The 25,856-nt window shown below is 64.0% G+C and carries 26 protein-coding genes and 1 tRNA gene; 9 read left to right on the top strand and 18 right to left on the bottom strand.

Going from position 1 to position 25,856, the window contains the following annotated elements:
• Positions 1 to 16: 16 nt before the first annotated feature.
• From C443_RS05310 to C443_RS05285, 6 genes are all read right to left on the bottom strand, one after another.
• A complete protein-coding gene (locus tag C443_RS05310; RefSeq protein WP_049943913.1) occupies positions 17 to 247 on the bottom strand; it encodes a HalOD1 output domain-containing protein in 231 nt (76 codons plus the stop codon).
• 143 nt (positions 248 to 390) lie between these two features.
• A complete protein-coding gene (locus tag C443_RS05305) occupies positions 391 to 1,425 on the bottom strand; it encodes a phosphate uptake regulator PhoU (RefSeq protein WP_005534477.1) in 1,035 nt (344 codons plus the stop codon).
• A gap of 179 nt (positions 1,426 to 1,604) precedes the next feature.
• Complete coding sequence (locus C443_RS05300) at positions 1,605 to 2,675, bottom strand: ATP-NAD kinase family protein (RefSeq protein ID WP_005534475.1); 1,071 nt, start codon at positions 2,673 to 2,675, stop codon at positions 1,605 to 1,607.
• 196 nt (positions 2,676 to 2,871) lie between these two features.
• Positions 2,872 to 3,567, bottom strand: a complete 696-nt coding sequence (locus C443_RS05295) for a competence/damage-inducible protein A (protein WP_005534473.1) — start codon at positions 3,565 to 3,567, stop codon at positions 2,872 to 2,874.
• Between the two features lie 80 nt (positions 3,568 to 3,647).
• Positions 3,648 to 3,722 (bottom strand) — tRNA-Glu (locus tag C443_RS05290).
• A 129-nt stretch (positions 3,723 to 3,851) separates the two neighbouring features.
• A complete protein-coding gene (locus C443_RS05285; RefSeq protein WP_049943912.1) occupies positions 3,852 to 5,066 on the bottom strand; it encodes a helix-turn-helix transcriptional regulator in 1,215 nt (404 codons plus the stop codon).
• A gap of 320 nt (positions 5,067 to 5,386) precedes the next feature.
• On the opposite strand from C443_RS05285, the gene C443_RS05280 reads away from it, so the two are divergent.
• Genes C443_RS05280 through C443_RS05265 form a run of 4 tightly spaced genes read left to right on the top strand, consistent with a single transcriptional unit; the run spans position 5,387 to position 9,357 of the window.
• Complete coding sequence (locus C443_RS05280) at positions 5,387 to 6,502, top strand: branched-chain amino acid ABC transporter permease (RefSeq protein WP_049943911.1); 1,116 nt, start codon at positions 5,387 to 5,389, stop codon at positions 6,500 to 6,502.
• The gene (locus tag C443_RS05275) at positions 6,499 to 7,782 is read left to right on the top strand and encodes a branched-chain amino acid ABC transporter permease (protein ID WP_005534468.1); all 1,284 of its coding nucleotides are present in this window, start codon (positions 6,499 to 6,501) and stop codon (positions 7,780 to 7,782) included. The genes C443_RS05280 and C443_RS05275 overlap by 4 nt, the downstream gene beginning before the upstream one ends.
• Complete coding sequence (locus C443_RS05270) at positions 7,775 to 8,605, top strand: ABC transporter ATP-binding protein (protein ID WP_005534467.1); 831 nt, start codon at positions 7,775 to 7,777, stop codon at positions 8,603 to 8,605. Before C443_RS05275 ends, C443_RS05270 begins: the two co-directional genes overlap by 8 nt.
• Entirely contained in the window at positions 8,602 to 9,357 is a 756-nt protein-coding gene (locus tag C443_RS05265; protein ID WP_005534464.1) for an ABC transporter ATP-binding protein, read from the top strand. The genes C443_RS05270 and C443_RS05265 overlap by 4 nt, the downstream gene beginning before the upstream one ends.
• Before the next feature lie 29 nt (positions 9,358 to 9,386).
• Here C443_RS05265 and C443_RS05260 read toward each other — a convergent pair whose 3' ends face one another.
• From C443_RS05260 to C443_RS05250, 3 genes are all read right to left on the bottom strand, one after another.
• Positions 9,387 to 10,763 carry an ABC transporter substrate-binding protein gene (locus C443_RS05260; protein WP_049943910.1) on the bottom strand — a complete coding sequence of 459 codons (1,377 nt, stop codon included), beginning with the start codon at positions 10,761 to 10,763 and terminating at the stop codon, positions 9,387 to 9,389.
• Positions 10,764 to 10,951: 188 nt separating this feature from the next.
• On the bottom strand, positions 10,952 to 11,563 hold the full coding sequence (sod, locus tag C443_RS05255; RefSeq protein ID WP_005534462.1) for a superoxide dismutase: 612 nt from the start codon (positions 11,561 to 11,563) through the stop codon (positions 10,952 to 10,954).
• 182 nt (positions 11,564 to 11,745) lie between these two features.
• Positions 11,746 to 13,143, bottom strand: a complete 1,398-nt coding sequence (locus tag C443_RS05250; protein ID WP_005534460.1) for a cryptochrome/photolyase family protein — start codon at positions 13,141 to 13,143, stop codon at positions 11,746 to 11,748.
• 43 nt (positions 13,144 to 13,186) lie between these two features.
• Between C443_RS05250 and C443_RS05245 the strand changes: the two genes are divergently transcribed.
• Together C443_RS05245 and C443_RS05240 are read left to right on the top strand one after the other, a co-directional pair.
• Positions 13,187 to 14,044: an enoyl-CoA hydratase/isomerase family protein gene (locus C443_RS05245; RefSeq protein ID WP_005534458.1), complete on the top strand. Its 858-nt coding sequence runs from the start codon at positions 13,187 to 13,189 to the stop codon at positions 14,042 to 14,044.
• 148 nt (positions 14,045 to 14,192) lie between these two features.
• Positions 14,193 to 14,711 carry an Lrp/AsnC family transcriptional regulator gene (locus C443_RS05240; RefSeq protein WP_005534456.1) on the top strand — a complete coding sequence of 173 codons (519 nt, stop codon included), beginning with the start codon at positions 14,193 to 14,195 and terminating at the stop codon, positions 14,709 to 14,711.
• 60 nt (positions 14,712 to 14,771) lie between these two features.
• Here the strand turns inward: C443_RS05240 and C443_RS05235 are convergent, their stop codons facing one another.
• Both C443_RS05235 and C443_RS05230 read right to left on the bottom strand, forming a co-directional pair.
• Positions 14,772 to 15,053, bottom strand: a complete 282-nt coding sequence (locus C443_RS05235) for a UPF0058 family protein (protein WP_004592794.1) — start codon at positions 15,051 to 15,053, stop codon at positions 14,772 to 14,774.
• 71 nt (positions 15,054 to 15,124) lie between these two features.
• A complete protein-coding gene (locus C443_RS05230) occupies positions 15,125 to 15,340 on the bottom strand; it encodes a ribbon-helix-helix domain-containing protein (protein ID WP_004517946.1) in 216 nt (71 codons plus the stop codon).
• Between the two features lie 268 nt (positions 15,341 to 15,608).
• Between C443_RS05230 and C443_RS05225 the strand changes: the two genes are divergently transcribed.
• Positions 15,609 to 16,946: an isochorismate synthase gene (locus tag C443_RS05225; RefSeq protein WP_005534453.1), complete on the top strand. Its 1,338-nt coding sequence runs from the start codon at positions 15,609 to 15,611 to the stop codon at positions 16,944 to 16,946.
• Positions 16,943 to 18,721 (top strand): 2-succinyl-5-enolpyruvyl-6-hydroxy-3-cyclohexene-1-carboxylic-acid synthase, encoded by a 1,779-nt coding sequence (gene menD, locus C443_RS05220; protein WP_005534452.1) that lies wholly within the window; start codon positions 16,943 to 16,945, stop codon positions 18,719 to 18,721. Before C443_RS05225 ends, menD begins: the two co-directional genes overlap by 4 nt.
• Before the next feature lie 4 nt (positions 18,722 to 18,725).
• On the opposite strand, the gene C443_RS05215 is transcribed toward menD, so the two are convergent.
• Both C443_RS05215 and C443_RS05210 read right to left on the bottom strand, forming a co-directional pair.
• Entirely contained in the window at positions 18,726 to 19,679 is a 954-nt protein-coding gene (locus C443_RS05215; protein WP_005534450.1) for a J domain-containing protein, read from the bottom strand.
• Between the two features lie 58 nt (positions 19,680 to 19,737).
• The gene (locus tag C443_RS05210; RefSeq protein WP_049943908.1) at positions 19,738 to 20,034 is read right to left on the bottom strand and encodes a hypothetical protein; all 297 of its coding nucleotides are present in this window, start codon (positions 20,032 to 20,034) and stop codon (positions 19,738 to 19,740) included.
• 95 nt (positions 20,035 to 20,129) lie between these two features.
• Between C443_RS05210 and C443_RS05205 the strand changes: the two genes are divergently transcribed.
• The gene (locus tag C443_RS05205; RefSeq protein WP_005534446.1) at positions 20,130 to 21,047 is read left to right on the top strand and encodes a 1,4-dihydroxy-2-naphthoyl-CoA synthase; all 918 of its coding nucleotides are present in this window, start codon (positions 20,130 to 20,132) and stop codon (positions 21,045 to 21,047) included.
• A gap of 21 nt (positions 21,048 to 21,068) precedes the next feature.
• Here C443_RS05205 and C443_RS05200 read toward each other — a convergent pair whose 3' ends face one another.
• From C443_RS05200 to C443_RS05180, 5 genes are read right to left on the bottom strand one after another with little or no spacing between them, the layout of a single operon-like run.
• Positions 21,069 to 21,419: a helix-turn-helix transcriptional regulator gene (locus tag C443_RS05200; RefSeq protein ID WP_004517952.1), complete on the bottom strand. Its 351-nt coding sequence runs from the start codon at positions 21,417 to 21,419 to the stop codon at positions 21,069 to 21,071.
• A 27-nt stretch (positions 21,420 to 21,446) separates the two neighbouring features.
• Positions 21,447 to 22,184: an NRDE family protein gene (locus C443_RS05195; RefSeq protein ID WP_005534445.1), complete on the bottom strand. Its 738-nt coding sequence runs from the start codon at positions 22,182 to 22,184 to the stop codon at positions 21,447 to 21,449.
• Between the two features lie 54 nt (positions 22,185 to 22,238).
• Positions 22,239 to 23,762 carry an o-succinylbenzoate--CoA ligase gene (gene menE, locus C443_RS05190; RefSeq protein WP_005534444.1) on the bottom strand — a complete coding sequence of 508 codons (1,524 nt, stop codon included), beginning with the start codon at positions 23,760 to 23,762 and terminating at the stop codon, positions 22,239 to 22,241.
• The gene (locus C443_RS05185; RefSeq protein ID WP_005534443.1) at positions 23,755 to 24,801 is read right to left on the bottom strand and encodes a mandelate racemase/muconate lactonizing enzyme family protein; all 1,047 of its coding nucleotides are present in this window, start codon (positions 24,799 to 24,801) and stop codon (positions 23,755 to 23,757) included. Before C443_RS05185 ends, menE begins: the two co-directional genes overlap by 8 nt.
• Complete coding sequence (locus C443_RS05180) at positions 24,798 to 25,757, bottom strand: 1,4-dihydroxy-2-naphthoate polyprenyltransferase (protein ID WP_005534442.1); 960 nt, start codon at positions 25,755 to 25,757, stop codon at positions 24,798 to 24,800. The genes C443_RS05185 and C443_RS05180 overlap by 4 nt, the downstream gene beginning before the upstream one ends.
• Positions 25,758 to 25,856: the final 99 nt, after the last annotated feature.

The raw sequence follows: 25,856 nt of genomic DNA, 5'->3' as shown, positions 1-25,856 counted from the left end.
GTATTTGTCTGCTCCCTCAGTTCTCGACACAGAGCGTCCCTGTGTCATCGACTGTTACTGTGTAGCCACAGTACTGGAACAGCATCGGTAACTCCTCTGGGGCGGTGTCCAGCACCGCGTCCAGTCGCTCACCGTCGACAGCCATGTCAAGACTCCCGAGTTGTGTGGGATGACAGTCCTCGAGCGCCGCGACCGTTTCTTTGACGGCGACATGAATGGGTGTCGATGGGTCAATAGGCCGCTGCATACTGAAGTCTTCAGCCTCACCAATCAAAGCTACAGGTGTTTTTCACAGCAGCCTGTCGTACTAGTGAACCTCATTTACGTGGCGACGGAGTCGGAAAACAGGATAGTCGCTGCGAACTGCGACCGCCTCCCGCGATAGCCGCCTCACTCGATGGTCGTGTGTTCAGACTCCTCGTTGAGCGCGAGATTCGTCGCGATCTCTGCGCTCCGGACCGCGAACTCGGCCGTCTGTTGGAGGCTGACGAGTACTTCACGCACTTCCAGTAGCGCCTCGTTGTCCATTTCGGGCAGGTCGTCGAGGATTTCGTGTTCCTTGTCGCCGATGTCCTTGTACAGCTCCCGGACCTGAATCGCGGTATCGTAGTTGCGGTCGACAGCCGCCTGCACCGCCAGTTCGGTGATATCGTTGACCTGGTCGGTGAATTCGCGGATACGCCGCATCGTCGAACTGTCGACGTTGAGGGAGTGGTCGTCAGTCTCCAGCGCGATCTCGGCGATGTCCTCGGCGTTGTCCGCCGTCAATTCAAGGTTCTTCGCGATGGAGCGGTAGCCAATGAGCGGGAAGCCGTCGTTGAGACCGATGGCCCGCGCGAGGTTCGGGTTCTGGTAGGCCGTGAAGATGAGCCGCAACAGGAGGACGAATATCTTGTTCGCCTGTCGCTCGCGGTTGAGCGCCCGCTGCGCGAGGTCGGGGTTGCCGTGAGCGAGAGACTTCACTGCCTCGTTTCGCATCGTCGAGCCGGTCGATTCCAACCGTTCGAGGAGGTTGTTGAGCGTGAAGTCCTCCGGGTCGACGGAACAGCGGATCGCGATCCGGTCCGGCGTCTCCTCGATAACACCGAGACCCATCAACTGGGTTTCGGCGTTGTAGACGGCGTTGATGTGCGAGGATTCCAGCGTCTCGCCCTCCGGGGCTTCGACGTGGATGACGCGCCGGCCGAGCACGTACTGGGCGACGATAGCCCGCTCGACGGAATCGGCGTCGAGGTTCTCCGCGTGGATGATAGCTTCTGATTCCTCAGTCTGGACAGACTCGGGCATGACTGTCAGCGTGCCTTTGCCGCCCATTCGTAGCGACACCTCGTCGCCTTTTTCAACGTCGTGCTCACTGGCCCACTCCGCCGGCAACGTCATCGCGAGCGTCGACGGTCCCAATCGCTGGACTTTCCGGGTTTCCATATGTCCTTTGTGGGGCGTGAGATACCTTAATCTTGACTATACATGATAAAATACCGCGAGCGATGTATCATGGCTTGTTGTTTTGGGTTGAGGGGGCCTATACACAGTATTATAGATTATTTCCGAATAGTGTCGGTCTGAAATCGACACATGCCAGTAAATCACGACAGCAATCCGTATCAGACGACTTCGACGAGTCGCCGTTCATGTTGCCCGACGCGGACCCGCAGCCAGCCGCGCAGTTCCTCGTCGAGGTCCGAATCACCTGTGTCGACGCGGAGCGTGCCGATGCCGTCCAGTTTCCGGCGGGAGGCGACGACTTCGAGGTCACACTGCCTGATGACCGCCGGCGATAGCTGCTGGTTCCCCCGACCGAACACGAACCCTTGCCCGCCGATGGGCGAGACGACGATGACGTTTCGATCCCCGAGGGCGTCGAGGATGTCCGATTCGGCGGCGTCGCGAGCGAGTACCTTGCCGTCACGCCATACGTCCACGCCGAGGGTCGTCCCGTCAAACCCGAGTTGTTCCTTGATAGCGCCGACAGTGCTCCCCGGCCCGAGGACGTACGTGACGCCCGGTTCGACGGCGTCGGCGATGCTCTCGGCGAGGGAGTCGACACTGCCGCCGCCCAGTTGCTTGGCGGACTGGCGCTGGTCAGCGACGGGGACCTCCGCGACGGCCCGGAGTTCAGTGACCACTTCTCCACCTCTGAAAGCGTCCTCGTCGATGTCGTTGACCTCCGCGCGCTCCGTCTTGGAGAAGCGGGCGACGATTCGGCCGGCCGCGCGCGGCGACACGCCGAACACGGAGGAGTACACCTTGACGCCGGCCGGGACACCCAGAATCGGGATGTCCGCGTTCAGTCCGTCAAGCGTCGTCGCCACGTCGACGGCCGTGCCGTCGCCGCCGACGAACAGAATCACGTCCACGTCCGCCTCGACGAACGCTCGGATCGCGTCTCGTGTGTCCTCGCTCGTCGTCTCGTCTGGATTCGCCGGGGAGCCGACCACTGTCGGGTCGAACCCTGTCTCGCGGGCGAGTCCCGCCCCCATCGGGTCGCCGTACGCGAGCAGTTCCACGTCCGCCCCGACCTCGGCGAGCGATTCCAGTGCTGTTCGTGCCCGGTCCGGTGCGCGTTGCTCCGCACCGCGGCGGCGCGCCTCCGCAATCTTCCCGTCAGTGCCCTTGAGGCCGACGCGGCCGCCCATGCCGGCGATGGGGTTGACCACGACACCGATTCGTCGCATTCGCCGTCACTACGCGACCCCGCGGCAAAAGCGGCCCGGGAGCGTGCCTTTCAAGCCACCCCACGCAGAACGCACTGCTATGTCAGTCGTACTCCAGAGTGGCGTCCAGACAGGAATCATCAACGCGTCCGGCGCGGTCATCACGCTCGGCGGCCTGCTGCTTACGTTTCTCTGGCTGAACCACCTCTACCGGTAATCACTCCGCCGTCGGTGACTCGACGCGCTCACTGAACCACGTCGCCGCCTCGTCGACTAGCTCTTCCTCTGTCCCCTCGAACCGAACAGTGACGTGGTCGCCCGGATAGCTACCGACCTTGACCGGGAACTGCTCCTGTACCTCGGCGAGTCGGTCAAGCAGTGCGCTCTCGGGCTCATCGGCGTCGACGGTGCGAACGTACCGCTGCTCGCCGGAGAACTCGCCCGCAACCTCCTCGAACATCCGCTTCATCTCGGCTGGCACGCCCGGCAAGACGTAACAGTTCTCGACGACACAGCCGGGCGCGACGCCCTCGTGGTTGGGCAAGACACGGGACCCCTCCGGCACGTCCCCCGTCCCGTCGGTCAGGTCGTCGCGCATGTACCCACCGTGTTCCTCAAGCCACGCGAGGGCGTCCTCGCTCTCGACGACGTCCCGCCCGAACGCCGCGGCGACGGCTTCGATTGTCTTGTCGTCGTGCGTCGGTCCGAGGCCGCCGGTAACGATGACGGCGTCGAACTCCGCGTGGTACTCGTTGACCACGCGGGCGATATCCGCGATCTCGTCGGGGACGACCGTCGTTCGGCCGACAGTGACGCCACGCTCCGCGAGCTGTTGTCCCAGCCACGCGGCGTTCGTGTTGACCGTCTCGCCACTGAGCAGTTCGTCTCCGACGGTGACTACCGCGACGCGCATATCGCCCGATTGGACTGGGAGACACAAATACTGTCGGTCACAGAACGTAGTAACTGTGTATCCGTTGAATCGGAGAGAAATGCTCCGTCAGGGATTTGAACCCTAGTCATCACCGTGAGAGGGTGATATGATTGGCCGGACTACACCAACGGAGCGTACACAAATCCGTAGCGAGGAGATACGTATAATCATTGCGTTTCGGCCCCGCCCTGTGTTGGTTACTCATACTGTTGGCTGTAACTATGGCAAGATATCCGCTCTATACAGACGGACAGCTAACAGGATCACTCGTCGTCGAACGGCGACCCGGCGGCGTCGGGCTCCTGACCGGCGAGGCTGATAATGTTCTCACGCCCGACTCTGAGCTTCGAAATATCGCCGTCGTCTTCCATGTCCGAGAGGAGCATACTCACTTTCGACTTCGACCAGTCGGTGCTGTCGACGATGTCGACCTGCTTCATTCGGCCGCCGTTCTCCTCCAGCAGTTTTCGGACGCGGTCGCTGTCGGTGAGTAGTTCTTCATCGGGGACTGCCGGTTCCTCCGTTGTGTCGGTGTTTGCTGCAGTATCACTCGGCGGAGCCGTCGACGACTGCTCCGTGTCCGTAGCGGCCGACGGTGACGCAGCGGGCGGTTCGTCGTCGTCACGCCCCAGCATCTGTCCCAGTGCGCCGGACCGCCACGCGGCCGCACCGCCGGTGACGATGACGATCACGACGACAGCGGCCGGGAGCATCCACGACGGACCGCTGGCGGCCTCGCCAGTTGTGTCACCGCCCGCCGTGGTGGCTCGCTCAGTGCCAGCGCTCTGACCGGTTTCGCGCGGTTGCAGTTCCACGTAAGGCCGGCGGTCGTTGAACGACTGCTCGCCGTTCCACGTGACGCTCTCGCTGTTTTCGAGCGAATCGGGAGCGCTCTGTGAGTCCGGCGTCGGTCGGACGTCGGCGAATTTCAGTCCAGGGCCGCGCTCGAAGACGAACGACTGGCTCGATCCGATGTAGAATCCGCCGTCGAACACGTCGCTGACCTCGACTGCGTCGCCCTCGACGACCGCGAAGTTACGCCAGCGGAACGACATCCGCACTGTGCCAGTGTTCTGAAGCGGGTCGACTGTCGCCGACCGGTCGTAGTCGGTCGCACTCATGTCCCGGCCAGTCACGTTCGCCCCGTACCGTGTCAGCAGCGTCGACTGCTCGACGAAATTCCGGTACAGTGGCTGTTCCGATTGCTCGAACTCCGTGGCGAACTCCTCGAACTGCTGTTGCTCGGATTCGTTCTCGAGCGGGGTCCTGTGGATGATTGCCCACTCCGCGGACCCGTTCTGATACAGCGTAACCTGGAACGTCGTCCGGTCGAACCTGTCGGGCGTCTGGACGCCGACGCTCTCGTCGGCCGGCTGTGACATCGCCAGCGGCGCGGCACCGCTCCCCAGCAGGAGAACCAGCACAAGACTGGCGACGACCAGGCGTACCATCTGTCGTATATCATCGATGGACCGCATAAAAGCGCTGTGAATAGCACTGTTCTCAGCCAGTATCCGGCCAGTGTCCGGTGATTTTCCGAGACCGGTACGGCTCAAATCGGTGGTGACCGAAACTGGTATCGCGCGCCGTACGAGCGCTCGAATATCCCGGTCCGCACTGGGTTCGAAGTGGCTCTATTCGCCAGTCTGTACCGTGGTATCACTAGTCTCTCGCTCGACACGCGACCATGGGAGGGGGCGATTCTTGTTTTGACACCGGTGTCTTGGCTTCTACACCGGTATTTCACATGAATTTCCGGTGGGTTATTTAGACAGGAAGGTCCAACGAACGGTAACCTATGGGAATTGCCGAGTTCGCAAGAGATGGCCGTGTGGTGATGGGTGACCGGCCGGGGGCAGCAGTGGTGGCCGCCGTAAGTGGCTTCCTCTTGCTGGATTTAGTTGCAAAGCTCGCTGGGACAACCGTGTTCTTCCTCGGGACCAGGTTACTGGGTGGGTCCCTCACCGTGGGCTCGTTGCTCTCGATGGTGGTGGACGGACTGCTCGTCGGACTGGCGGTCGGGCTCGCCGGAATCGGCCTGTCGATGACATACAGCATCCTCGACTTCGCCAACTTCGCACACGGGGACACAGTGACTGCAGGGGCGTTTCTGGGATGGGTCACCGCGTACACCACCGCCGGCCTCGGGACCGGAGCCCCGATTTCCGAACTGTTCATGCTCAATTCGGGGCGGCAGTTGAGCACTGTTTCGACGTTCCTTCCGGTGCTTCTCGGACTCGTCGTCGCCGGTATCGGGTCGGTCGCCGTCGTGTTGCTCGTCGACCGCCTCACCTATCGCCCCATGCGCAATACGGACAACATCTCTTTGCTGATTGCGTCAATCGGTGTCGCGCTCGCACTGCGCTATCTCATCGCGTTCGTCTTCGGCACACAGACAAGCGGAGTCGCAAGCGGTGGGCTTCGGGTGACGCTGTTCTCGATGATTTCGATAACCGACAACGAGATCACTCTCCTGGTGGTGTCGCTCCTGTTGATGCTGGGCGTTCACCTGCTGTTACAGCGGACGAAGCTCGGCAAAGCGATGCGCGCGATGGCTGACAACGAAGACCTCGCACGCGTGACCGGGATTCCGACCGAGCGTGTGATCCGGCTCACGTGGATTCTCGGCGGCGGCCTGGCAGGCATCGGCGGCTACCTGCTTGTGCTCGAAAGCGGCACGATATCGTTCAACTTCGGCTGGATTCTACTCCTGCTTATTTTCGCTGCTGTCATCGTCGGCGGCATCGGCTCGATATATGGGGCGATGGCCGGCGGGATTCTCATCGGGCTGGTCGATAGTCTGGCCCTGATCTGGTTGCCATCCGGGCTGACGCGAGCCTCTGCGTTTCTGGTACTCATCGTCGTCCTGTTGTTGCGCCCGTCCGGCATCTTCGGGGGGGTGTCGACAGCATGAGTACTGTTGACACTGTTCGAACCCGTCTGGATGCGCTCCCGGACGTGGGACTGGTCATCGCCTTCATCGCCAGTATCTGGGCCGTCATGCTCGTGCTGGCGATCGCTGTCGGCGGGGCAAACTGGGCGAACCTCGCCGCCGGCTTCGTCGGGAGCGTAACCGTCCTCATCGGCGGCTACGCCATCCTCGCGCTGGCACTGAATCTCCAGTGGGGGTACACCGGCCTGTTCAATATCGGTATTGCAGGGTTCATGGCCGTTGGCGCGTACACGACGGCGGTTCTCACCGCGCCGACGGACCCGGCTGCCGGGGCGGTCCCTGGCCTCGGCCTCCCGCTGTGGGTCGGCCTCATCGGGGGCATGGTGATGGCCGCCATTATCGGCGGGCTCGCGGCACTGCCGGCGCTCCGACTGAAGGCCGACTATCTCGCCATCGTGACGGTCGCGTTCTCCGAAATTATCCGGCTCATCGTCAACTGGGACGGCCTCGCCGAGGTGTCGCTGTTCGGAGTCCCGTTCGGAACCGGCGGCGCGACTGGGATCTCGTTCAAGTCCGCGAATGAGGTCGCGTCGACGTTCATCAACGGCGTTGGGCAGCCGATCGTAGCTGCCGCGGAGGGCGTCGGCGTCTCCGGGCCGAACCTGGCGAACCTCACGTACGGGATACTCCTCCTGCTGGTCGTGGCTGCGAGCTACTGGGTGCTCGCCCGTATCACGAACTCGCCGTTCGGTCGCGTGCTGAAGGCGATCCGCGAGGACGAGACTGTGACCCAGTCACTCGGCAAAGACACCCGGCGGTTCAAGATCAAGACGTTCATGATTGGCTGTGCGCTGATGGGGCTGGCCGGCGTCCTGTTCCGCGGACAGGCGGGCTACGTCAGCCCACAGCAGTTCAGACCGACGATTACGTTCTACGTGTTCGCGGCGCTCATCATCGGCGGCTCCGGATCTAACACCGGGAGCATCATCGGCGCGGCGACGTTCTCCGGGCTGCTGTTCTATCTGCCCGCGCGGCTGGGCGAGAACGTCTCGCTGGGCGGCACTCGTGCACCTGGCAACATCATCGACGCAGTCGCCGGACTCGGGTCGCTGGACCCGCTTCCCCTCCTTGCATACACCATTAGCAACGTCAGCACGCTCCGGTTCGTCCTCATCGGCGTCGTGCTGATATACATCATCCAGAACCAGCCGGAGGGACTGCTCGGCCACCGGAACGAACCCGCAACGAGCGTGAGCCTTGACAGAGCGCAGTCCGGATCCGGAGGTGAGACAGATGAGTGAACCCGACGCTGCACCGCGACAGGAAACCGCCGTCACGAGCGATGCGATCGAATCGCCGCTGCTGGTAGTCGACGGCCTCCGCAAGGAGTTCGGCGGCGTTGTCGCGGTCGACGGGGCGACGTTCTCCGTGGCAGAGGGGTCCCTCACCGGCCTCATCGGTCCGAACGGGGCCGGCAAGTCGACGACGTTCAACTGCATCACGGGCATTCACGAGCCGACTGGTGGCCGGGTCACCTTCGACGGCCAGAGCATTACCGGGCTCCCACCGTACACACTCGCAAACCGCGGGCTGGTCCGGACGTTCCAGATCGCCCGCGAGCTGTCCGAGATGACCGTCATAGAGAACGTGATGCTCGCGCCGGGTGGACAGGTCGGCGAGTCGGTCATCCGGTCGGTGACACCGGGGCTGCGCGGCGACGTCATCGAGGCAGAGACGGCTGTTCGCGACCGCGCGTGGGAGACGCTGGAGTTCTTCGAGATCGACCATCTCGCCCACGAGAACGCCGGTAATCTCTCCGGCGGTCAGCGGAAACTGCTGGAGATGGCGCGGGTCCTGATGACCGACCCCGAGATGATTTTGCTGGACGAGCCACTTGCCGGTGTCAATCCGACGCTGGAAGAGAAACTACTGGAGCGGATTCACGAACTCCGCCGAGAGCAGGGCCTGACCTTCCTGCTGGTCGAACACGACATGGACGTCATCATGAACAACTGCGAACACATCATCGTCATGCATCAGGGGAGCGTCCTCGCTGAAGGGGACGCCGAGACTATCAAATCGGACGAGCGGGTACTGGAGGCGTACCTGGGAGGTGACGTATGAGCCAGCGCGCGACGGAGTCCGAAGCTGTCTCGCTTCCCGACCCGGCCGAACGACTCCTCGCCATCCGGGACCTCGATGCGGGCTATGGCGACCTGCAGGTCCTCAGTGACGTCCACATGGACGTCGCCGACGGCGAGTACGTCGTCATCGTCGGCCCGAACGGAGCCGGCAAGTCGACGGTGATGAAGTCCGTCTTCGGCCTGACGACGTACATGGGCGGAGAGGTCATCTTCAGCGGGACCGATATCAGCCAGCGCAATCCCGACGAGATCATTTACGAGGGAATCAGCTACGTCCCACAGACCGGAAACGTGTTCGGGTCGCTGAGCGTACGCGAGAACCTCGAAATGGGTGCGTACATCCTCGACGAGGTGCCGGAAGACCGGATTGAAGACGTGTACGACAGGTTCCCCATTCTCCGGGAGCGGTCCGACCAGTCGGCCGGGACGCTGTCGGGCGGCCAACAGCAGATGCTCGCCATGGGGCGGGCGCTGATGCTCGATCCCGACCTGCTGTTGCTCGACGAACCCTCCGCCGGGCTCGCCCCCGACCTCGTCGACGATATGTTCGACCGCATCGACCGCATCAACGACGACGGCACGGCTATTCTGATGGTCGAGCAAAACGCGAAAGAGGCACTGCGACGGTGTGATCGGGGCTACGTGCTCGTACAGGGCCAGAACCGCTACGAGGACGAAGGGACGGTCCTCCTCAACGACGAGCAGGTTCGGCAGGACTTCCTCGGCGGATAACTCGAAAAAAAGCGGCGCTGACAGCTCCGTTACTGGTTCATTGCGCTGTTGATCTCAGACGTGTAAGAGGACTGCTGTTGCTCGAAGCCGACCTGATTGACGATGGTCCCGCCTTCCGCCTCGAACGCGCCGGCGAACGCCTCCTGTAGCGCCTGGCCGTAGCTGTTGTTCACGTACAGCGTCGATGCGGTCTCGGCACCGAGTTCGCCCACACCAACCTGCGCGAGAACCTGTCCCTGGAGGGCGTCGCTGGGCGGAGTGCGGAACATGTAGTCGTTGTCTTCGAGGTCGGTAATCGTCGGCGACGTGGACGCTGGCGAACAGCCGACGACGCCGCTGTCGATGAGCACGTTTCTGGCGACCTGTATCGACGTCTCGGAGCTGGCCGCTCCGGTGATCGACGGATAGCCCGCGCTGACAAGAGAGTTGGCCGCGTCGATGCCCGCCTGTGCCTGGGTCTGAGTATCACCGACTTGGTAGTCGAACTCGAAGTCAACTTCGCCTTCGAGTTGCAGGGCCGGGAGTATTGCCCCATCGCGGATCGGCCTACCGAGCGGCCCGAGGTCGCCGGTTTCGGGCATCAACACACCGAACCGGATCGTGCGTCCGGAGTCGCTCCCGGAGCCGTTCGGTTCCGGTTGCGGGATGTCGTCGCCCGCGCTGAAGTCGACGGTATCGAGCGATTCGACGCCCCCGCCGTCCTGGAAGCCGAAGACTTGGTACTGCGCGGAAGCCATGTCCCCGTTTTCGTCGAAGTTGACCGCACTGGAGGCACCTTCGTACTGGATGTTCTCGCCCGCGGCGGCCGCTTCGACGGCCGCTGGGAGTTCGGAGGGGCCGTACGTGTCGCCCCCGGGGTTGGCGACGACGCGCATGTGATTCCGGACGGCTTGCCCGTCGTTTTCGCCGGCCAACACGTTCGCGAGGATCTGGACCGCCGTCGCGTCGTATGCCTGTGACGTGAACACGCCGGCCTCGTCGTAATCGAACTCGGAGGTGAACTGCTCTGTGAACGTATCGACACCGGGCCCGGCCGCCGACGGGGCCGTGCCACGGACGTTCGACATATCGTTGCCGACGTTACTCGGCAGTTCGCCGTCCTGCAGGCCATCGGTGACGAGGATGTCGGCGGCGTCGTCGCCGTAGTCGGCGTAGAAGTCCTTGAACAGTTGCACACCGCTCTGGGGATAGCCGACGACCATCAGCACGTCCGGTGACTCCGGACCGCTGTCGCCCCCGGACTCGGTCCCGGTTCCGGTCATCCCACCATCGCCGCCGTCTCCGCCATCCCCGCCGTCTCCGCCGGTCTGTTCGGTTGAACAGCCTGCCAATCCACCAAGCAGACCGACAGTGCTTACCGCCCCAGTGCGCTTCAGGAACGCTCGCCGATTGGTATCGCGACTCATACCACTTACCACTGATTCGGATCTTATAAAACTATATCCTCCCGTAACCTCGCTGTTCCGTAGTCTGCTCCAGTCGCGCCGATATTTTTTGTTGTTTTCGTTAGATATTAACGCTGGAGAAACCGCTATCGGCTCAGACGGCTCTCGGACTCTCGGCACATCCGCGAAAAAACGTCGAGTGTTGTCCCTTATTCGACGCGACCGACGACCTTCTCGTACTCTTCAGCAGCCTTGTCCCAGTCGACAACCTCGAAGAAGGCGTCGATGAAGTCACCGCGAGCGGGGCCGTAGTCGTAGTAGTAGGAGTGCTCCCAGACGTCGAGCGCGAGGATGGGATGGGAGCCCCAGAGCGCGCCCTGATCGTGCTTGTCGACCGGCACGTTGCGGAGTTGCTTGGCAACGGGGTCGTACACGAGCAGCGCCCAGCCGCCGGCAGCAGATGCGGCAGCTTCGAACTCGCCCTTCCAGCCTTCGTAGGAGCCGAAGTCCTCCTCGATGCGGTCGAGGAGTTCGCCTTCCGGCTCACCGCCGCCGTTGGGGTCCATGTTCTCCCAGAACAGCGTGTGGAGGTAGTGTCCACTGCCGTTGTGGGTGACGTTGCCCATCGCAGCGGCGCTTGAACCAAAGTCACCGGATTCGCGGTTCTCGGCGAGCGTCTTCTCGGCCGATTCGAGGCCGTTTACGTACCCCTGATGGTGGGTGTCGTGGTGCCAGGTGAGCACCTGTTCGGAAATGTGTGGCTCCAGCGCGTCGTAGTCGTACGGGAGCGGTGGCAGTTCGGGATTGGAATGTTCGGGCATATGAAAACGCCTCCATCACTATCTGTCGCGCGGCTGCCTGTTAAACGTTTAGGAGCCATTTGGTAGCACTAGGCAAGGACAGCGAGACGGAGCCGTATCTGCCCGCAGCACTGACACCACAACGCGGCCTCGTTTCGCCTGTAAGCACCCGGGAGAGTTCAGTGAAGCGAAACGAAATCGCTTTAGTCGTCTCCTCTGGCCTGCTCGAACATCGCCAGGGCCTGCTCGCGGCGCTCACTGTGGTCGACAACGGGGTCCGGGTACTCCGGCGCAGCGTTGCGCCGCTGCGTGAGCGAACACTCGTTCCAGTCGTGGATAACTTCCGGCGCGGCGTCCCGTAGCTCCGGGACGTACTCTTTGATGTACTCGGCATCCGGGTCGTAGTCTTCGCCCTGTGTCATCGGATTAAAAATGCGGAAATACGGCTGAGCGTCGGTCCCAGTGGAGGCTGCCCACTGCCAGCCGCCGTTGTCGTTGGCCGTGTCGTGATCGACCAGTTTCTCCCGGAACCACTCGTAGCCGTGTCGCCAGTCGATGAGCAGGTCCTTCGTGAGGAAGGAGGCGACGATCATCCGGACGCGGTTGTGCATGTACGCTTCCTCGCGAAGCTGTCGCATCCCCGCGTCGACGATGGGATAGCCCGTCTCGCCGTCTTTCCAGGTCTGCAACAGCTCTTCGTCGTTCTCCCACTCTATCGGGTTCTCGTATGACTTGTAGTTCGAGGTAACGACGTGGGGATGGGCGAACAGCACCTGCGTGTAGAACTCTCGCCAGGCCAGCTGAGACTGGAACTCCCGCACGGACTCGCGGCGGTCGCCGCCGGTCCCTTCCTTGGCGTCCTGCGTCCGGTCGTACACCTCCCGAATGCCGATAGTTCCGAACTTCAGATGGGCCGAGAGCCGGGAGGTGCATTCGTCAGCCGGGAAATCCCGGCGTTCCTCGTACTCGTAGACGTTCTCGTCGAGGAAGTCATCGAGCAGGGCGCGTGCGTCGTCGGTTCCCGCCGCGGGCACGGTCGCTTCCGGCTCCTCGAAGCCGAGATCGGCCAGCGTCGGGATCGGGTCGCCGTCGACATCGGCCAACTCGTCAGTTGATGGCGGGTCGTAGGGGGCTTCCTTCTCGCGGTCGTGCCACTTCCGGCCGAAGTAGGTGAAGACGCTGTAGGGGTCGCCGTCGTTCGTCGTAATCTCGCCCGGTTCGTGTAACACGGCGTTCTGGACGGCCTCGCGGGCAACGTCCTCGTCGTCGAGCGCTTGCCGGACGGCCGCGTCGCGTTCCCGTGCAAGCCCGGAATAGTCCTTGCCCCAGGTTACTTTCTCTGTGCCGTACTCGGCTGCCAGTGCCGGTAGCACGGACGTGGGGTCGCCCTCAGTAATGACGAGGTCACTGCCGCGGTCGCGGTACCATTCACGCAAACTGTCGAGAGCGTCCAGCATGAACGCGACCCGGGGTGGGCCGGCGTGGTCGAGAACGGCCTTGTCGAAGACGAACACCGGGACCACCGGGTCGGACGGAGTCGCCGCGGCGAGGCCGGCGTTGTCCGTCGCCCGGAGGTCACGGCGGTGCCAGTGCAGGCGCATATATAGTACACGGACCAGCCCGGCCAAAAGGTACTGCCCAACGATGTTGGTCTGTCAGGCGCTGACGGACACCACTGTTATCTTGCCGCCGGTCGAGGGCCACCGTATGGAAGACGCGACCGTGATACTGTCTGTCGACGACGGGATCGCCACAGTGACGCTGAACCAGCCGGAGTCGCGAAACGCCCTGTCGGCGGAGTTGGCCGACGCACTCACTGCTAAGTTCGAATCGGTGACCGACACCGACGCCCGGTGTGTCGTACTGGAGGGTGCGGGCCCGGCGTTCTGCGCTGGCGGAGACATCAACGCAATGGTACAGGGGGTAGAACACGACCGACCGCCGGCCACACAGGTCGAACTGGTGGTCTCGTCGCTCCACGAAGCGATCCGGACCGTCCACAGCTGTCCGCTCCCGGTCGTCGCGAAAATCGACGGCCCCGCCTTCGGTGCCGGTGCAGGACTCGCGCTGGCCTGTGATATGCAGGTCGCAAGCACTGACGGCCAAATCGGCTTCGGCTTCCGCCAGGTCGGACTGGCATGTGACTCCGGCGTCTCCTACTTCCTTCCGCGAATCGTCGGCCCGAACAAGGCAAAGGAACTCCTGTTTACCGGCGAACTGCTGGATGCTGCGGCAGCCAGGGAACTCGGGCTGTTCACCCGGGTGTTCGACGCAGAGACGTTCGAGTCAGCGTTTTCGGAACTTGTCGCGGATATCGCCGCTGGACCGACAGTCGCACTCGGGCACGCCAAGCGCCTGGTCAACCGAAGCCTGGACAGTTCGCTGGAACAGGCACTCGAAAACGAAGCCACCGCGCAGGGCGTCGCTTTTACTACGGACGACCACGAGGAAGGGACGACCGCGTTCGTCGAGAAACGCGACCCGGAGTTCAGGGGCCAGTAAGCTGATGACTGTAACCAATACGACCACTGATTCAGCACCCGCCAGCTAGCCCACAGATCATGCCTCCGAGTGTTCCAACACAGATCCGACCGGCCACTAGTACCGCAGCTGAACGCGTCTGTACCCCCGCTGGGATGGAGGCCACGACATGACCGACGACCCCCCGGACTGGGAGTTCAGCGAGCGGGACATGTACATCCTGCGCGAGCTCTCGGCGGATCCCCAGCGGTCGTCCCGTGATCTTGCGGATCTGCTGGAGTCTGAGTACGGCATCGACGTGTCGCACGTAACGGTCAGCGAATCGATTCGGGGGATGCGTGACGCGGGCGTCTTCCGTGAGACCATCGTCCCGAACGAGGAACTGTTCAATTTCGCGCTGTTCGAGTTCAAGTTCAACCCCGAGCATTTCGCCGACTCCTGGCACGACGCGATGGTGTCCATTCGGGACGACCGGCACACGCTGTTTTACTTCCTCTCCGACGGCGAATATCAGTGGAAGTCAGTGATGATGTTCCCAAGCCGAACGGCCGAATCCCGCTGGATCCACGACTTCTACAAGGACCACGGCGACGTGATTCAGAACGTCCGGAACTCGGTCGTCCACAACGTCCTGAAATTCAAGACGGACCCGGAGCTGTTCACCGAGCTCGACGGCGAGAGATCGTAGCCAAGAGAGGAGACGGGTCGAAATAAAGACGAGGGAGAAGACGGCTCGACAGCGTCGTGGTTACAGTTTCCGCTCGGCGTCCTCGGCCAGTTCCTTCATTCGCTTGCTGACCCGGCCCGCGTCCGAGAACTCGTCTTCGCTCATCGCCGTCGCCAGCGAGTTACCGAGTACGAACACGGCGTGTTTGTGCTCGCTTTTCGACTTGTGGACGTCCGATGGCCGCACGTCGAGTTCCTGGTAGGCGTCGAACAGCTCTGGATCGACTGAGTCCATGTCGTCGCGGAAGTACTCCATGATCGTCACCATCTGCTCGTGTAGCTCGAGAAGCTCGTCTTTGTGCATAGCTACAGTATGCGGTGGCACGTGCATAAGAATTGCTTGAGAAGGGATACCAGACGCTCACGCCCGTATTTTCAGAAGACGTACTCGTCGTCGTGGCCCATCATGCCGTCTTCTTCGAACCCTGGCTCCTCGTCTTCGTCCTGTGGTCCGGAGGTTTTGTACGCCTTGAGCCCGGTCGACAGGAGGTCCTCGATGGCTTCCTCGCGATTGAGGAACTCGCCTTTCTCGACGAGCTGCGCGATTTGCATCTCCAGGTGTTCCGGGATATTGATCTCTACCTTAGGCATCGCAACATAGGGGGCTTCGACTATGCCCTATTTAAACTTGACGGGGGTGTGTTCGGAGATTACATAATTACAATTGTAGAACTGAGAGAGGAACTTTGTGAACCCAGACATTAATTTCCGCGAACCGGAATCTCGGTGCCGCTATGTCACGTGGCGGGTCAGAACGGCGTGAAATAGGTGGCTCGAACACGACGGCCCGGTCGAACCACACCGTGTGGAATCGAGCGTATAGTTAGGCTCAAAGGTGCGCAATCCTAAGGCATGGCTGATGGAACCACTGCGTGGTGACGAGACGACGGTTGGTGAGACAACGGTCGTCGCACGCGGGTGTCGCCTCGACGATGCACCGGTGCGGGCGGTCTTGGAAACAGACGCGCGCCCCCGGTTCTTCTGGGCGGCCGGTACAGAGTCAATCGCAGCCCGCGGGAGCGCGGCGACTGTGACTGCCGACGGGCAGTCGCGGTTCGACGACGTTCGGACAGCGCTCGAAGCGCTGTTCGATGACTGCTCAGTTTCCGAGGACCTCCCGAGCGTCGCTCGACCGCGAGCGTTCGGTGGGTTCGCTTTCCACAACGGAACGTACAAAAAAGAGAACTCTCGCTGGGACGGGTTTCCCAGTGCAGCGTTTTTCCTTCCCGAGATACAGGTAACGAAGCGAGACGACGACGCCTGGCTCACGACGGTCGCGACGGGGCCCGAGGCCGCGGCCGAAGCGGAGACGCTACTGGAGGAGTGGCGCGACCGGTTGGTCGCGGACCCAGAAACAGAGCCGGGAACCCCGCCGGGCATCTCACACCAGAAGCGAACGCCCACACAGGGCGGCTGGCGCGAGCAGGTGGCGGCCGCCACAGAGAGTATCGACCGCGGTGACCTCCAAAAGGTCGTGCTCGCACAGAGTCTCAGCGCCACACTGGACGCGGAGCTATCGGTTCCGGACGTGATGGCCCGCCTGTCCGAGACGTACCCGGACTGCTACCGATTCATGCTGTCGCCGGACTCCGGCGGCACCTTCTTCGGAGCCACGCCGGAGCGGCTGGTCTCGGTCCGCGGGCGAACCGTCCGGACGGAGGCGCTCGCCGGCTCGACTGGGCGGGGCGACACACCTGCCGAGGACGAGTGGCTCGCCGCCGAACTCCTCGATAGCGAGAAGGACCGCCACGAGCAGAAGCTCGTCGCCGACGCGATACGCGACCAGCTTGAGCCCTTTGCCTCGACAGTCCGCATCGGTGACCGGACCGTCCGCCGACTCGCCACGGTTCAGCACCTTCGGACGTCGATAACGGCCGAACTCGACGACGACGAGCACGTCCTCTCGCTGGTCGAGGCACTCCACCCGACACCGGCAGTGGGCGGACTCCCGCCGGACGTGGCGCTACAGACCATCCGCGAGACAGAGGCGTTCGACCGCGGCTGGTACGCCGCCCCGGTCGGCTGGGTCGACGCCGCCGGTAACGGGACCTTCGCTGTCGGCATCCGCTCGGCCGTCGCCACGGAACAGGAGGCGACCCTCTTCGCAGGCGCGGGCATCGTCGCGGACAGCGACCCCGACCGCGAGTGGGACGAGGTCCAGCTCAAATACCGGCCGATACTGGACGAGCTGGAATGACGGCCCCGAACGTCAACACGCTGTGGGCAGAGACGCTCGTTTCCGAACTCGCCGCGGGCGGGGTCGACGCGGTGTGTCTCTCGCCCGGCAGTCGCTCGACGCCGCTGACGGTGGCCTTCGCCGAGCACCCCGAAATCGAGGTGTTCTCCCACCTCGACGAGCGGTCGGCGGCATTCTTCGCGCTGGGACGCGCCCGGCGAACCGGCGAGCCGACGCCGCTGGTCTGCACGTCGGGGACCGCCGCGGCGAACTACCACCCGGCGGTCATTGAGGCCAACCAGTCGGGTGTCCCGTTGCTTTTGCTTACAGCTGACCGACCGCCGGAGCTCATCGATAGTGGAGCGAACCAGACGGTCGATCAGGAGAAACTGTACGGCGACGCTGTCCGCTGGTATCGAGATATGCCCGAACCCGAGGCCGAGCCGCGGAAAGTTCGGATGCTACGGACCACGGCAGCCCGCGCGCTCAGAGAGAGTACCGGCAGCGACCCCGGCCCAGTCCATCTGAACTGTCGGTTCCGGAAGCCACTGGAACCGACACCGATGGCCGAGGACGACCCGGCTGGCGTTCCCGCCGACTGGGCGGGTGGTGACAGCGCGGCCGAAACTGGCCGCGATGGCCCGTTTGTCACGACGAGCGAGGGCGTCGCTGAACCGGATGAGCGGACAGTGCGTCGGGTACAGGACGCTCTCCAGACCGCCGAACAGGGACTCATCGTCGCTGGTCCGGCCGATCAAGGGCTCAGTGCAGATTCACTTGAACGGCTGGCGGCAGCCACGGGCTTCCCCGTTCTGGCGGACCCGCTGTCGGACCTGCGGTTCGGCCCCCACGTCGACCGCCTCGACGTGCCGGTCTGTGGCGGCTACGACGGCTATCTCGGAAGCGACAGCGTCGACCAGTGGGGCGACCCCGATGTCGTCGTCCGCTTCGGTGCGTCACCGACCTCGAAGCCGCTGCGGCACTACCTCCGGGACGCCGACTGTCAGCAGTTCCTCGTCGACCCGGCCGGCGGCTGGTCGGAGGCCGAGTTCACCGCAACGGATCTGCTCGTCGCCGACCCCGACGCCACCGTGGATTCGCTCGTAGCCGAGTCGCTGAGTGGCGGCGCAGCGTCGTGGCGTGAACAGTTCGCCAGGGCGGAGCAGGCCCACTGGGACGCCGTTACCGAAACTGCCTCGGAGACCTACTGGGAGGGAGGCGTCCTCGCGGACGTGGCTGCACTGGCCCCGGACCCGACCACACTGTTCGTCTCCAACAGCATGCCGATACGAGATATGGACCGCTTCGGTCGGCCCCGCGACGCCGACCTGACCGTGCTGGGCAACCGCGGGGCCAGCGGTATCGACGGCATCACCTCGACGGCGCTCGGAGCCGGAAGCGCGACATCCGACCCGCTCGTGCTCATCACCGGTGACCTGGCGTACTACCACGACATGAACGGCCTGCTCGCGCTCGGTCGCTGTGGCGTGGACGCGACAGTCGTCCTGCTCAACAACGACGGCGGCGGCATCTTCCACATGCTGCCCATCGAGGACCACCCCACCTTCGAGGACCAGTTCCGAACGCCACACGGGCTCGACTTCGAGCCGACGGAGGCGCTCTATTCCCTGGAGTTCGAGCGGGTGGCCGACCGCCGGCAGTTTCGCGAACGCTTCGGCGACTCAGTCCGGAGCGATGGGACACAGGTCATCGAGGTTCGGTTCGACGCGGGCGATAGCCACGCGGTCAGAGACCGGCTTGCCGAACAGGTCGGGAAAGCCATCGCTGACGACTGATCTGTTAGAGCCGGAGCACGGACGCCGTCAACAGCGACAGTCCGAACGGGAGCCACGTCCCCGACAGCGCGAGCGCTCCGATAAGCGAGAACACGCTGATGTTCAGCACGATCAGCAGCACCGCCGTTGTTAGGCTCCAGCTCCCGAACACCATAATCGCGATCGTGGGTTCGGACTGGAGGTAGCCGATCATGAAGAGCGTACAGACCCCGATGGTCACATTGACCCACAGCGGGAACGCTGGAAGCAGCGCGCTGAACAGCATCACCGGATAGAGCGCGAACGTGATGGCAAACAGCGTCAGCCCCCGCCCGGTCGGCATCTCCAGAAGCGACCCGCGAGACAGGGTGTCCGTCTGTCGAACAGCGTACGCGGACGACGAACTCCAGGTCGCGCCGCTGCCGTCGCTGTCGCTGAAGCCGCTGGTCGCGGTAGCGCTGGATTGCCAGGTCGACTCTGCGTTCGACGCGGTCGCCGTCTCGCCCGCCGCGTCGGTCGACTGGTCGTTACTCGACGACGCATCGGTGCCAGTGGTCGAGCGTTCGTCTTTGTCCTCAGCGACGCGGTCTCTGGCGGCTCGTTCGCGTTGTGCCCGCTCCCGGGCGTTCGTCCGGGACGTACTCCGGTCAGTGCTCGCTTCGGCTCGGTCGCCAGCCGGTTCAGATTCGTCATAGCCCGCGCGCCGTGCCGCTTCGGCTACGTCACTACCGTCGTCGTCCGCCATGTTGCTCTCGCCCGCGACGTAGCTATCGTGACCCAGCCGGTCGTATCGCGCTCGCTCGTCTTCGTCGGTGAGCACGTCGCGGGCTTCGATGAGCCGCTGTGTCGCCTCGCCGGCGTCGGCCGCGTCGCTCACGTCGGGATGGGTTTCCTTCAGTCGCTCCCGATAGGCCGTTTCGATAGCCGCCGTTGAGGCGTCAGTTGGAACGCCCAGCACCTCGTAAAACGTCTCGGTCATGCCGGGTGTAGCACCTGCGGGCGAGCGACCGACCGTAGCTGCACGCGACCGCCGTCGGTCACTCGTTCTCGACGCCCCCTTCGGTCTCTGTGTTGTGTCCGTACGACTCCGACGGCTGCTGATGGTCCCCAGCGGCCTCCTGCTCCTGGGTGCGCACCGACGCGAGCTGTTCTAGGGCCGTTGCGATCCGTTCGAGCGTGAACACGAACCGTACAACCAGATACAGGAGCCAGGGGACCACAGCCACAATCAGGCCGAGTAGAATCTGCTGGACGATGATGAAGCTGTACACGACGATGAGGACGGAGAGGCTCGCGAGTACCCCTATCATCGCGTTCCTCGATGTGGAGGGCATCGCTAGTCGGTTCGTGTGCGTGGCACCAAAGGGTTTCCTCCGCTGTGTGAGCCTGTACGAGGAATCTTTTTGCGAGGGCCGTCCCGAGCCACGGTATGGTCTCTGAAATATTCGACCCGGGGCGGTGGACGGCCATCGACCGGTTCGACTTCACCGATATCACCTATCACCGCTCGACTGAGACGGGTGCGGTCCGTATCGCTTTCGACCGGCCGGAGAAGCGCAACGCTTTCCGCCCGGAGACGGTCGACGAACTCGCGACGGCGCTGGACCACGCCAAGCGCCAGACCGACGTTGGCTGTGTCCTCCTGACCGGGAACGGCCCATCCGAGAAGGACGGCGGCTGGGCCTTCTGTGCCGGCGGGGACCAGGGCATTCGAGGTGAAAGTGGCTACGAGTACAGCGAGTCCGAAGAGACAGTTGAAAGCGACGGCGTGGAGGATGACGCGCCGGAGAACGTCGGCCGCCTCCACATCCTCGAAGTCCAGCGCCAGATCCGTCACATTCCCAAGCCCGTCGTCGCCGTCGTGCCGGGGTGGGCCGTTGGCGGCGGTCACTCGTTACACGTCGTCTGTGACCTCACGCTCGCCAGCGAGGAGCACGCGAAGTTCCTCCAGACCGACCCCGACGTGGGGAGCTTCGACGGCGGCTTCGGCTCGGCGTATCTCGCGCGACAGGTCGGCCAGAAGAAGGCCCGCGAGGTGTTCTTCCTCGGCAAGACCTACGACGCCGACGAAGCCGCCGACATGGGGATGGTCAACGACGTGGTGTCCCACGAGGACTTGGAAAACACCGCTATCGAGTGGGCCGAGCGGATGAACGAGAAGTCACCGACGGCGATGCGGATGCTCAAGTACGCGTTCAATCTGGACTCCGACGGCATGGTCGGACAGCAAGTGTTCGCTGGGGAGGCGACGCGGCTGGCCTACATGACCGACGAGGCACAGGAGGGACGGGACGCGTTCAACGAGGGCCGCGACCCGGATTTCGACGACGTCCCGTGGCACTACTGACTCACGCCACGTAACCGTCGGTCAGTCCTCGTAAGCGAGGGTCATGACCCACTGCGAGAAGGTGTCGTCGTGGGGGTCGACTTCTTCGTCGCCGATGAACGGCGAGAGCTGGTCACCGGCCATCAGAAGCGAGAAATCGAGGTCGCGGGCCGCGGGCGTCAGGTAGTACGTGTTGTGCCCCTCGTACACCGTTTCCTCACGCTGGATGAGGTCCTTCTCGAACAGGGACTCGACGATGCGACTCCCCTTTCGCGAGGAGACGTCGAGTTCCTTCCAGAAGTCGCTCTGGTGGATGCCACCGGACTCACGAATCAGTTCGAGCCCGGCCCGCTCGCCGTCAGAAAGGTCCGCCTCCGACGCTGCTGAACTCATGTATTACTCATACCGTGAGTCGGCCGCTTAAATCTGACCTTCGACCAAGCGGTAGGGCGTCCGGCACGGTGGCCCGTCCGCGTACCGGTACTCGCGGCCGGCACCGAGCGCGATGAGCGACGACGAGCGCGTGCCGAATCCGTCACCGTGGACGCAGACACCGTACTCATGGTCGCTGATGGTTTCGCCCGCCCGGTCAATCCATCCGTCTGCGGAGTCGCCGGGCTCCGGAACCAGCGTCTCGCGCAACCGCGTCGCGTTGGTCGCTTGCTCCTCGCCTGCGTCAGGCCGATGGGCCGGAATCCGGTAGTCGCCGTCAGCGCCGACGTTGACGACGACGTGAACGCCGGGCTGGAAGTTCTGGACCGCGAGCTGGCCGTCCCATTCTAGCAGGACGGCGGCGTTCTCGTCTGCCAACAGAAGATTGAATCCCGAGTATTCGGCGTCTCTGGTCGCTTGCTCGACGGCTCGCGCGGCTGACTCCGCGCTCTCGTGACTCAGCGCGTCCCGGACGAGCAGGCCGCGCGAGCGGTCGCCGGCAAGGTCGGCGTCGACCCAGCGGTTCGTCACCGCTGCTAGCAGGCCGTGCTCGTTGTAGCCGATCCACGTCCCGTCGGCTTCCTCGTCGGCCGGCGCGACGACACGACTGCCCCAGTGGCGCTGTTGTGGCGGCTGTGACGGCCTATCGAGTCGCTCGTCGCGGTTCGCCGCGACCGCGACTGGCGTGCCGTCGAAGACCTGCCACGCGAGAACGATTGTACACACGGACCTGCATACGCTATCGACGTAGAAAACCGCTTGGCCGGCAGGGCCGACCCGCTATGCCGATTCATCCGGCTCGCCGGGGGGTTTGAGCCGTGACCGGACAGCGGACCGGTCGACGGTCCCCGAGGCCGTCCGCGGGAGCGTGTCAACGGCCCGCACCGTCTTCGGGACTTCGTACGGCGCGAGTCGCTCGGTGCAGTAGTCGCGAACCGCTGCGGGCGAGACCTCTCCGACAACCAGTGCGGCGACACGCTGTCCCCACTCCTCGTCCGGAAGGCCAACCACGGCCGCGTCCGCAACCGCGGGGTGGTCACGAATGGTGTCGGCAACCGTCGATGCGTCGACGTTCTCCCCACCGGTCACGATTCGGTCGTCAACGCGACCCTCGACCCAGAGGCGACCGTCCGCGTCGCGATAGCCGATGTCGCCGGTCCGGAAACCGTAGTCGCTGAACGCGTCACCGTCGCCGTTCAGGTAGCCCGGCGTCACTGTTGGGCCGTCGACGACGATCTCGCCGCGTTCGCCGGGGCCACAGGCGTTCCCATCGGCGACGACCGTAACATCGGTGAACACCAGCGGCTGGCCGACAGTGCCGGCGTGCCCGAAGGCCGTCTCGGGCCGCGCCGTCGCTATCTGGGACGCTGTTTCAGTCATTCCGTAGGTGGGACAGACTGGTATGCCCCGTTCCTGGCACCGTTCGATGAGCGTCTCGCTCGCCGGGCCGCCACCGAGCAGGACGAACCGGAGGGAAGACGGCGGTTCCCAGCCCACGTCCAGTAGTCGCGATAGCATCGTCGGCACCAGCGAGACGCCCGTTACCCCGTGTTCCGCGAGCACCTGCTGTGTCGCGTCGGCGTCGAACGAGCGCTGGACGACGGCGGCGGTGCCGTACAGCGCACTCCGAACGAACGGAGCCAGTCCGCCCATGTGGTAGGTCGGTAAGCAGACCAGCCAGCGGTCATCCGGAAGAACGCCGAGGCGGTACGACGACGCGACGGCGCTGGCGACGAGGTTGCCGACGGTCAGCCGGACGCCTTTCGGCTCACTGGTCGTCCCCGAGGTGAAGATGACCAGTTGGGTATCCGTTCGGGAGAGGGTCGCCGGGGTCACGTCGGTGGCTGTTTGATCAGCCAAGACCGCCGCTGCCGTCTCGTCGGCGACGGCCGCCGCTGACAGTTCCCCGTCGACCGAAACGACGGGACAGCCGTCGAGGTCGGCCGCCAGCGACCCGGTGCTGTCTCCACAGACCAGCAGATCGGCGTCGACCGTCGAGAGCTGGCTGTGGAGCGTTTCCGAGTCGAGTTCGACGTTCAGCGGCGCGAGGGTCGCCCCGAGTCGCATCGTCGCGAACAGGAGCGTCCCGACCGCCGGCCGCGTCGGCAGGAGCGTCGCGACGGTGGCGTTCGAGGCGTTGAGCCGCTGGTCGAGTTCGGCAGCCACCGCATCGACGGCGGCGTCGAGTTCGCGGTAGGTGACCTTGTTTCCAGAAGCTGCCGCGACCATCGCCGTCCGGTCGGGCGTCGTGTCGGCACGGTGGGTGACGAGGTCCTGTGTCGGCCAGCCGATGGGGTCACGCATCTGTTTCAACCTCCGCCGGGTCGATGCCGAGGCCGGTCGACTGGGGGACCGACATCGCGCCATCGGTTACTGTCGTCGGGTCCGGCGCGAGGTCGGCCGCCAGACGGTCGCCGGTCGCCAGACCGCAGGCCGCAACGTCGGGAATCGCGGCGGCGACGTGTAGCGCCGCAAGGCGGGCAACGACGGCGTCGATGGTCGTCGTGACGACCGGCTCGACACCCTGCTCGCGTGCCCGGAGTGCCAGCGTGTGGGCGTTGCCGGGGCCGCCCAGCACCATCGGTTTCAGTATCAGCACGTCGGCCGCGTCGGCGTCGAGCACGCTGTCGACCCGGCGGTCGACAAGGGATTCATCGAGCGCGACACCGACACCGTTGCCCCGCAGCTCAGCGTGGCCGGCGAGATCGTCGGCGCGAAGGGGCTGTTCGACGTATGCCACGTCCAGCGGCGCGAGCCGGTCGAGAGCGTCCTCGGCCTGGTCTCGGGACCACGCGCCGTTGGCGTCGGCCCGCAGAGTCACGTCATCACCCACCCGCTCGCGGACGGTCCGAACACGCTCGACATCTTTGTCGACGGTTCGTTTCCCAACCTTGAGCTTACAGCAATCGTAGCCGGCTTCGACCGCCCGCTCGACGGCGTCGGCCGTCTCAGCTGGCGACCCGTCGCCGACCGTTGCGTTGACCGGAACCCGGTCGCATCGCCTGTCGGACTCGAACCACTGGTACAGCGGCACGCCGTCGGACTTGGCGTCAGCGTCGAGCAGCGCAGTCGCAAAGCCGTGTCGGGCGGCAGGAACCGATGCGGCGTCCAGCGACAGCAGGACATCTGTGTGCCCGCCGTCGGCTGCGACCGTGGCAGCGTCGTCGAGCCCGCGCCGGCAGTCGTCGACCGACTCCGTCCAGCCCGGGAGCGGCGTGGATTCACCGACGCCAGTTTCGCCGCGGTGGTCGTAGCGAACGATGAACCCCGAGCGCCGGCTGATCGTCTCCCGAGCGGTAGCAAGTGGGCTTGACAGCGGGAGGGAGAAGGAATCGACCTTCATAGTAGCTGTGGGACGGCGAGAGCCGCCGCAAACAGGACAGAGTGGGCGAACAGCGTCTGGCCGACCCGTTCGAGCGTCGGGTTCAGTGCGTCGCCGTCAGTCCGTGTGAGGACCGTCTTCGAGACGGCCGCCGCCAGTGGCAGCGTAAGCAGCGGGGCCAGTGCCGGCAGCCCGTACTGACTGTTGAGGGCGAACACGACTGGGACGACATATGCCATCCCGACCAGCAGGAGAAACTCGACGCGGCTCCAGCCGTAGCCCAGATAGACGGCCAGCGTCTTCTTGCCAGCGGCACGGTCCGTCTCGCGGTCTCGGATGTTGTTGACGACGAGAATTGCAGTCGACAGGCCGGCCGCCGGGAGACTCGCTGTGATGGCGGCGGCAGTGACTGACCCCGGCGGGAGCGCCATCGGGAACGTGCCGACACTGCTTGCGCTCGCAACGGCCTGTACGTAATACGTGCCTGTGACCGCGATGACACCGAAGTAGACGAACACGAACAGGTCGCCCAGGCCACGGTAGCCGTAGGGGAACGGACCGCCGGTGTAGAGAATCCCGGCGGCGATACCTGAGAGGCCAACCACAACGATAGGGAGGCCGCCAACGGCGACGAGATAGACGCCAATGACGACAGCGAGACCGTAGGTCGCTATCATCGCTCGCTTGACCTCCTCGGCGTCGATGAGGCCGCCAGCGGTCACACGGGTGAATCCCTCACGCTCGTCGGTGTCGGCCCCCTTCACCGCGTCGTAGTAGTCGTTCGCGAAGTTCGTTCCTACTTGGATTAGCAGCGCGCCCACCAGCGCCGCGACTGCCGGCAATAGAGCGAAGACGCCGGCGTGGACTGCCAAGCCCATCCCGACGATGACCGGCGCGGCCCCGGCAGGCAGTGTCTGTGGCCGCGCGGCCATCACCCACGCCTGCCGCTTCGAAACGTCTGCCGTCGCTGTACTCATTGCTGAAAACTGGGGACGCTATCCTCAAAGCGACTGTGGTTCGACAGGCACCCAAAATATGACCGGTTCCGAGACAGCAAGATCAGGGGAGTATCACAA

Source organism: Haloarcula argentinensis DSM 12282, assembly GCA_000336895.1.
GTDB classification, from domain to species: domain Archaea; phylum Halobacteriota; class Halobacteria; order Halobacteriales; family Haloarculaceae; genus Haloarcula; species Haloarcula argentinensis.
This window is presented reverse-complemented; position numbering and strand designations above follow the sequence as displayed.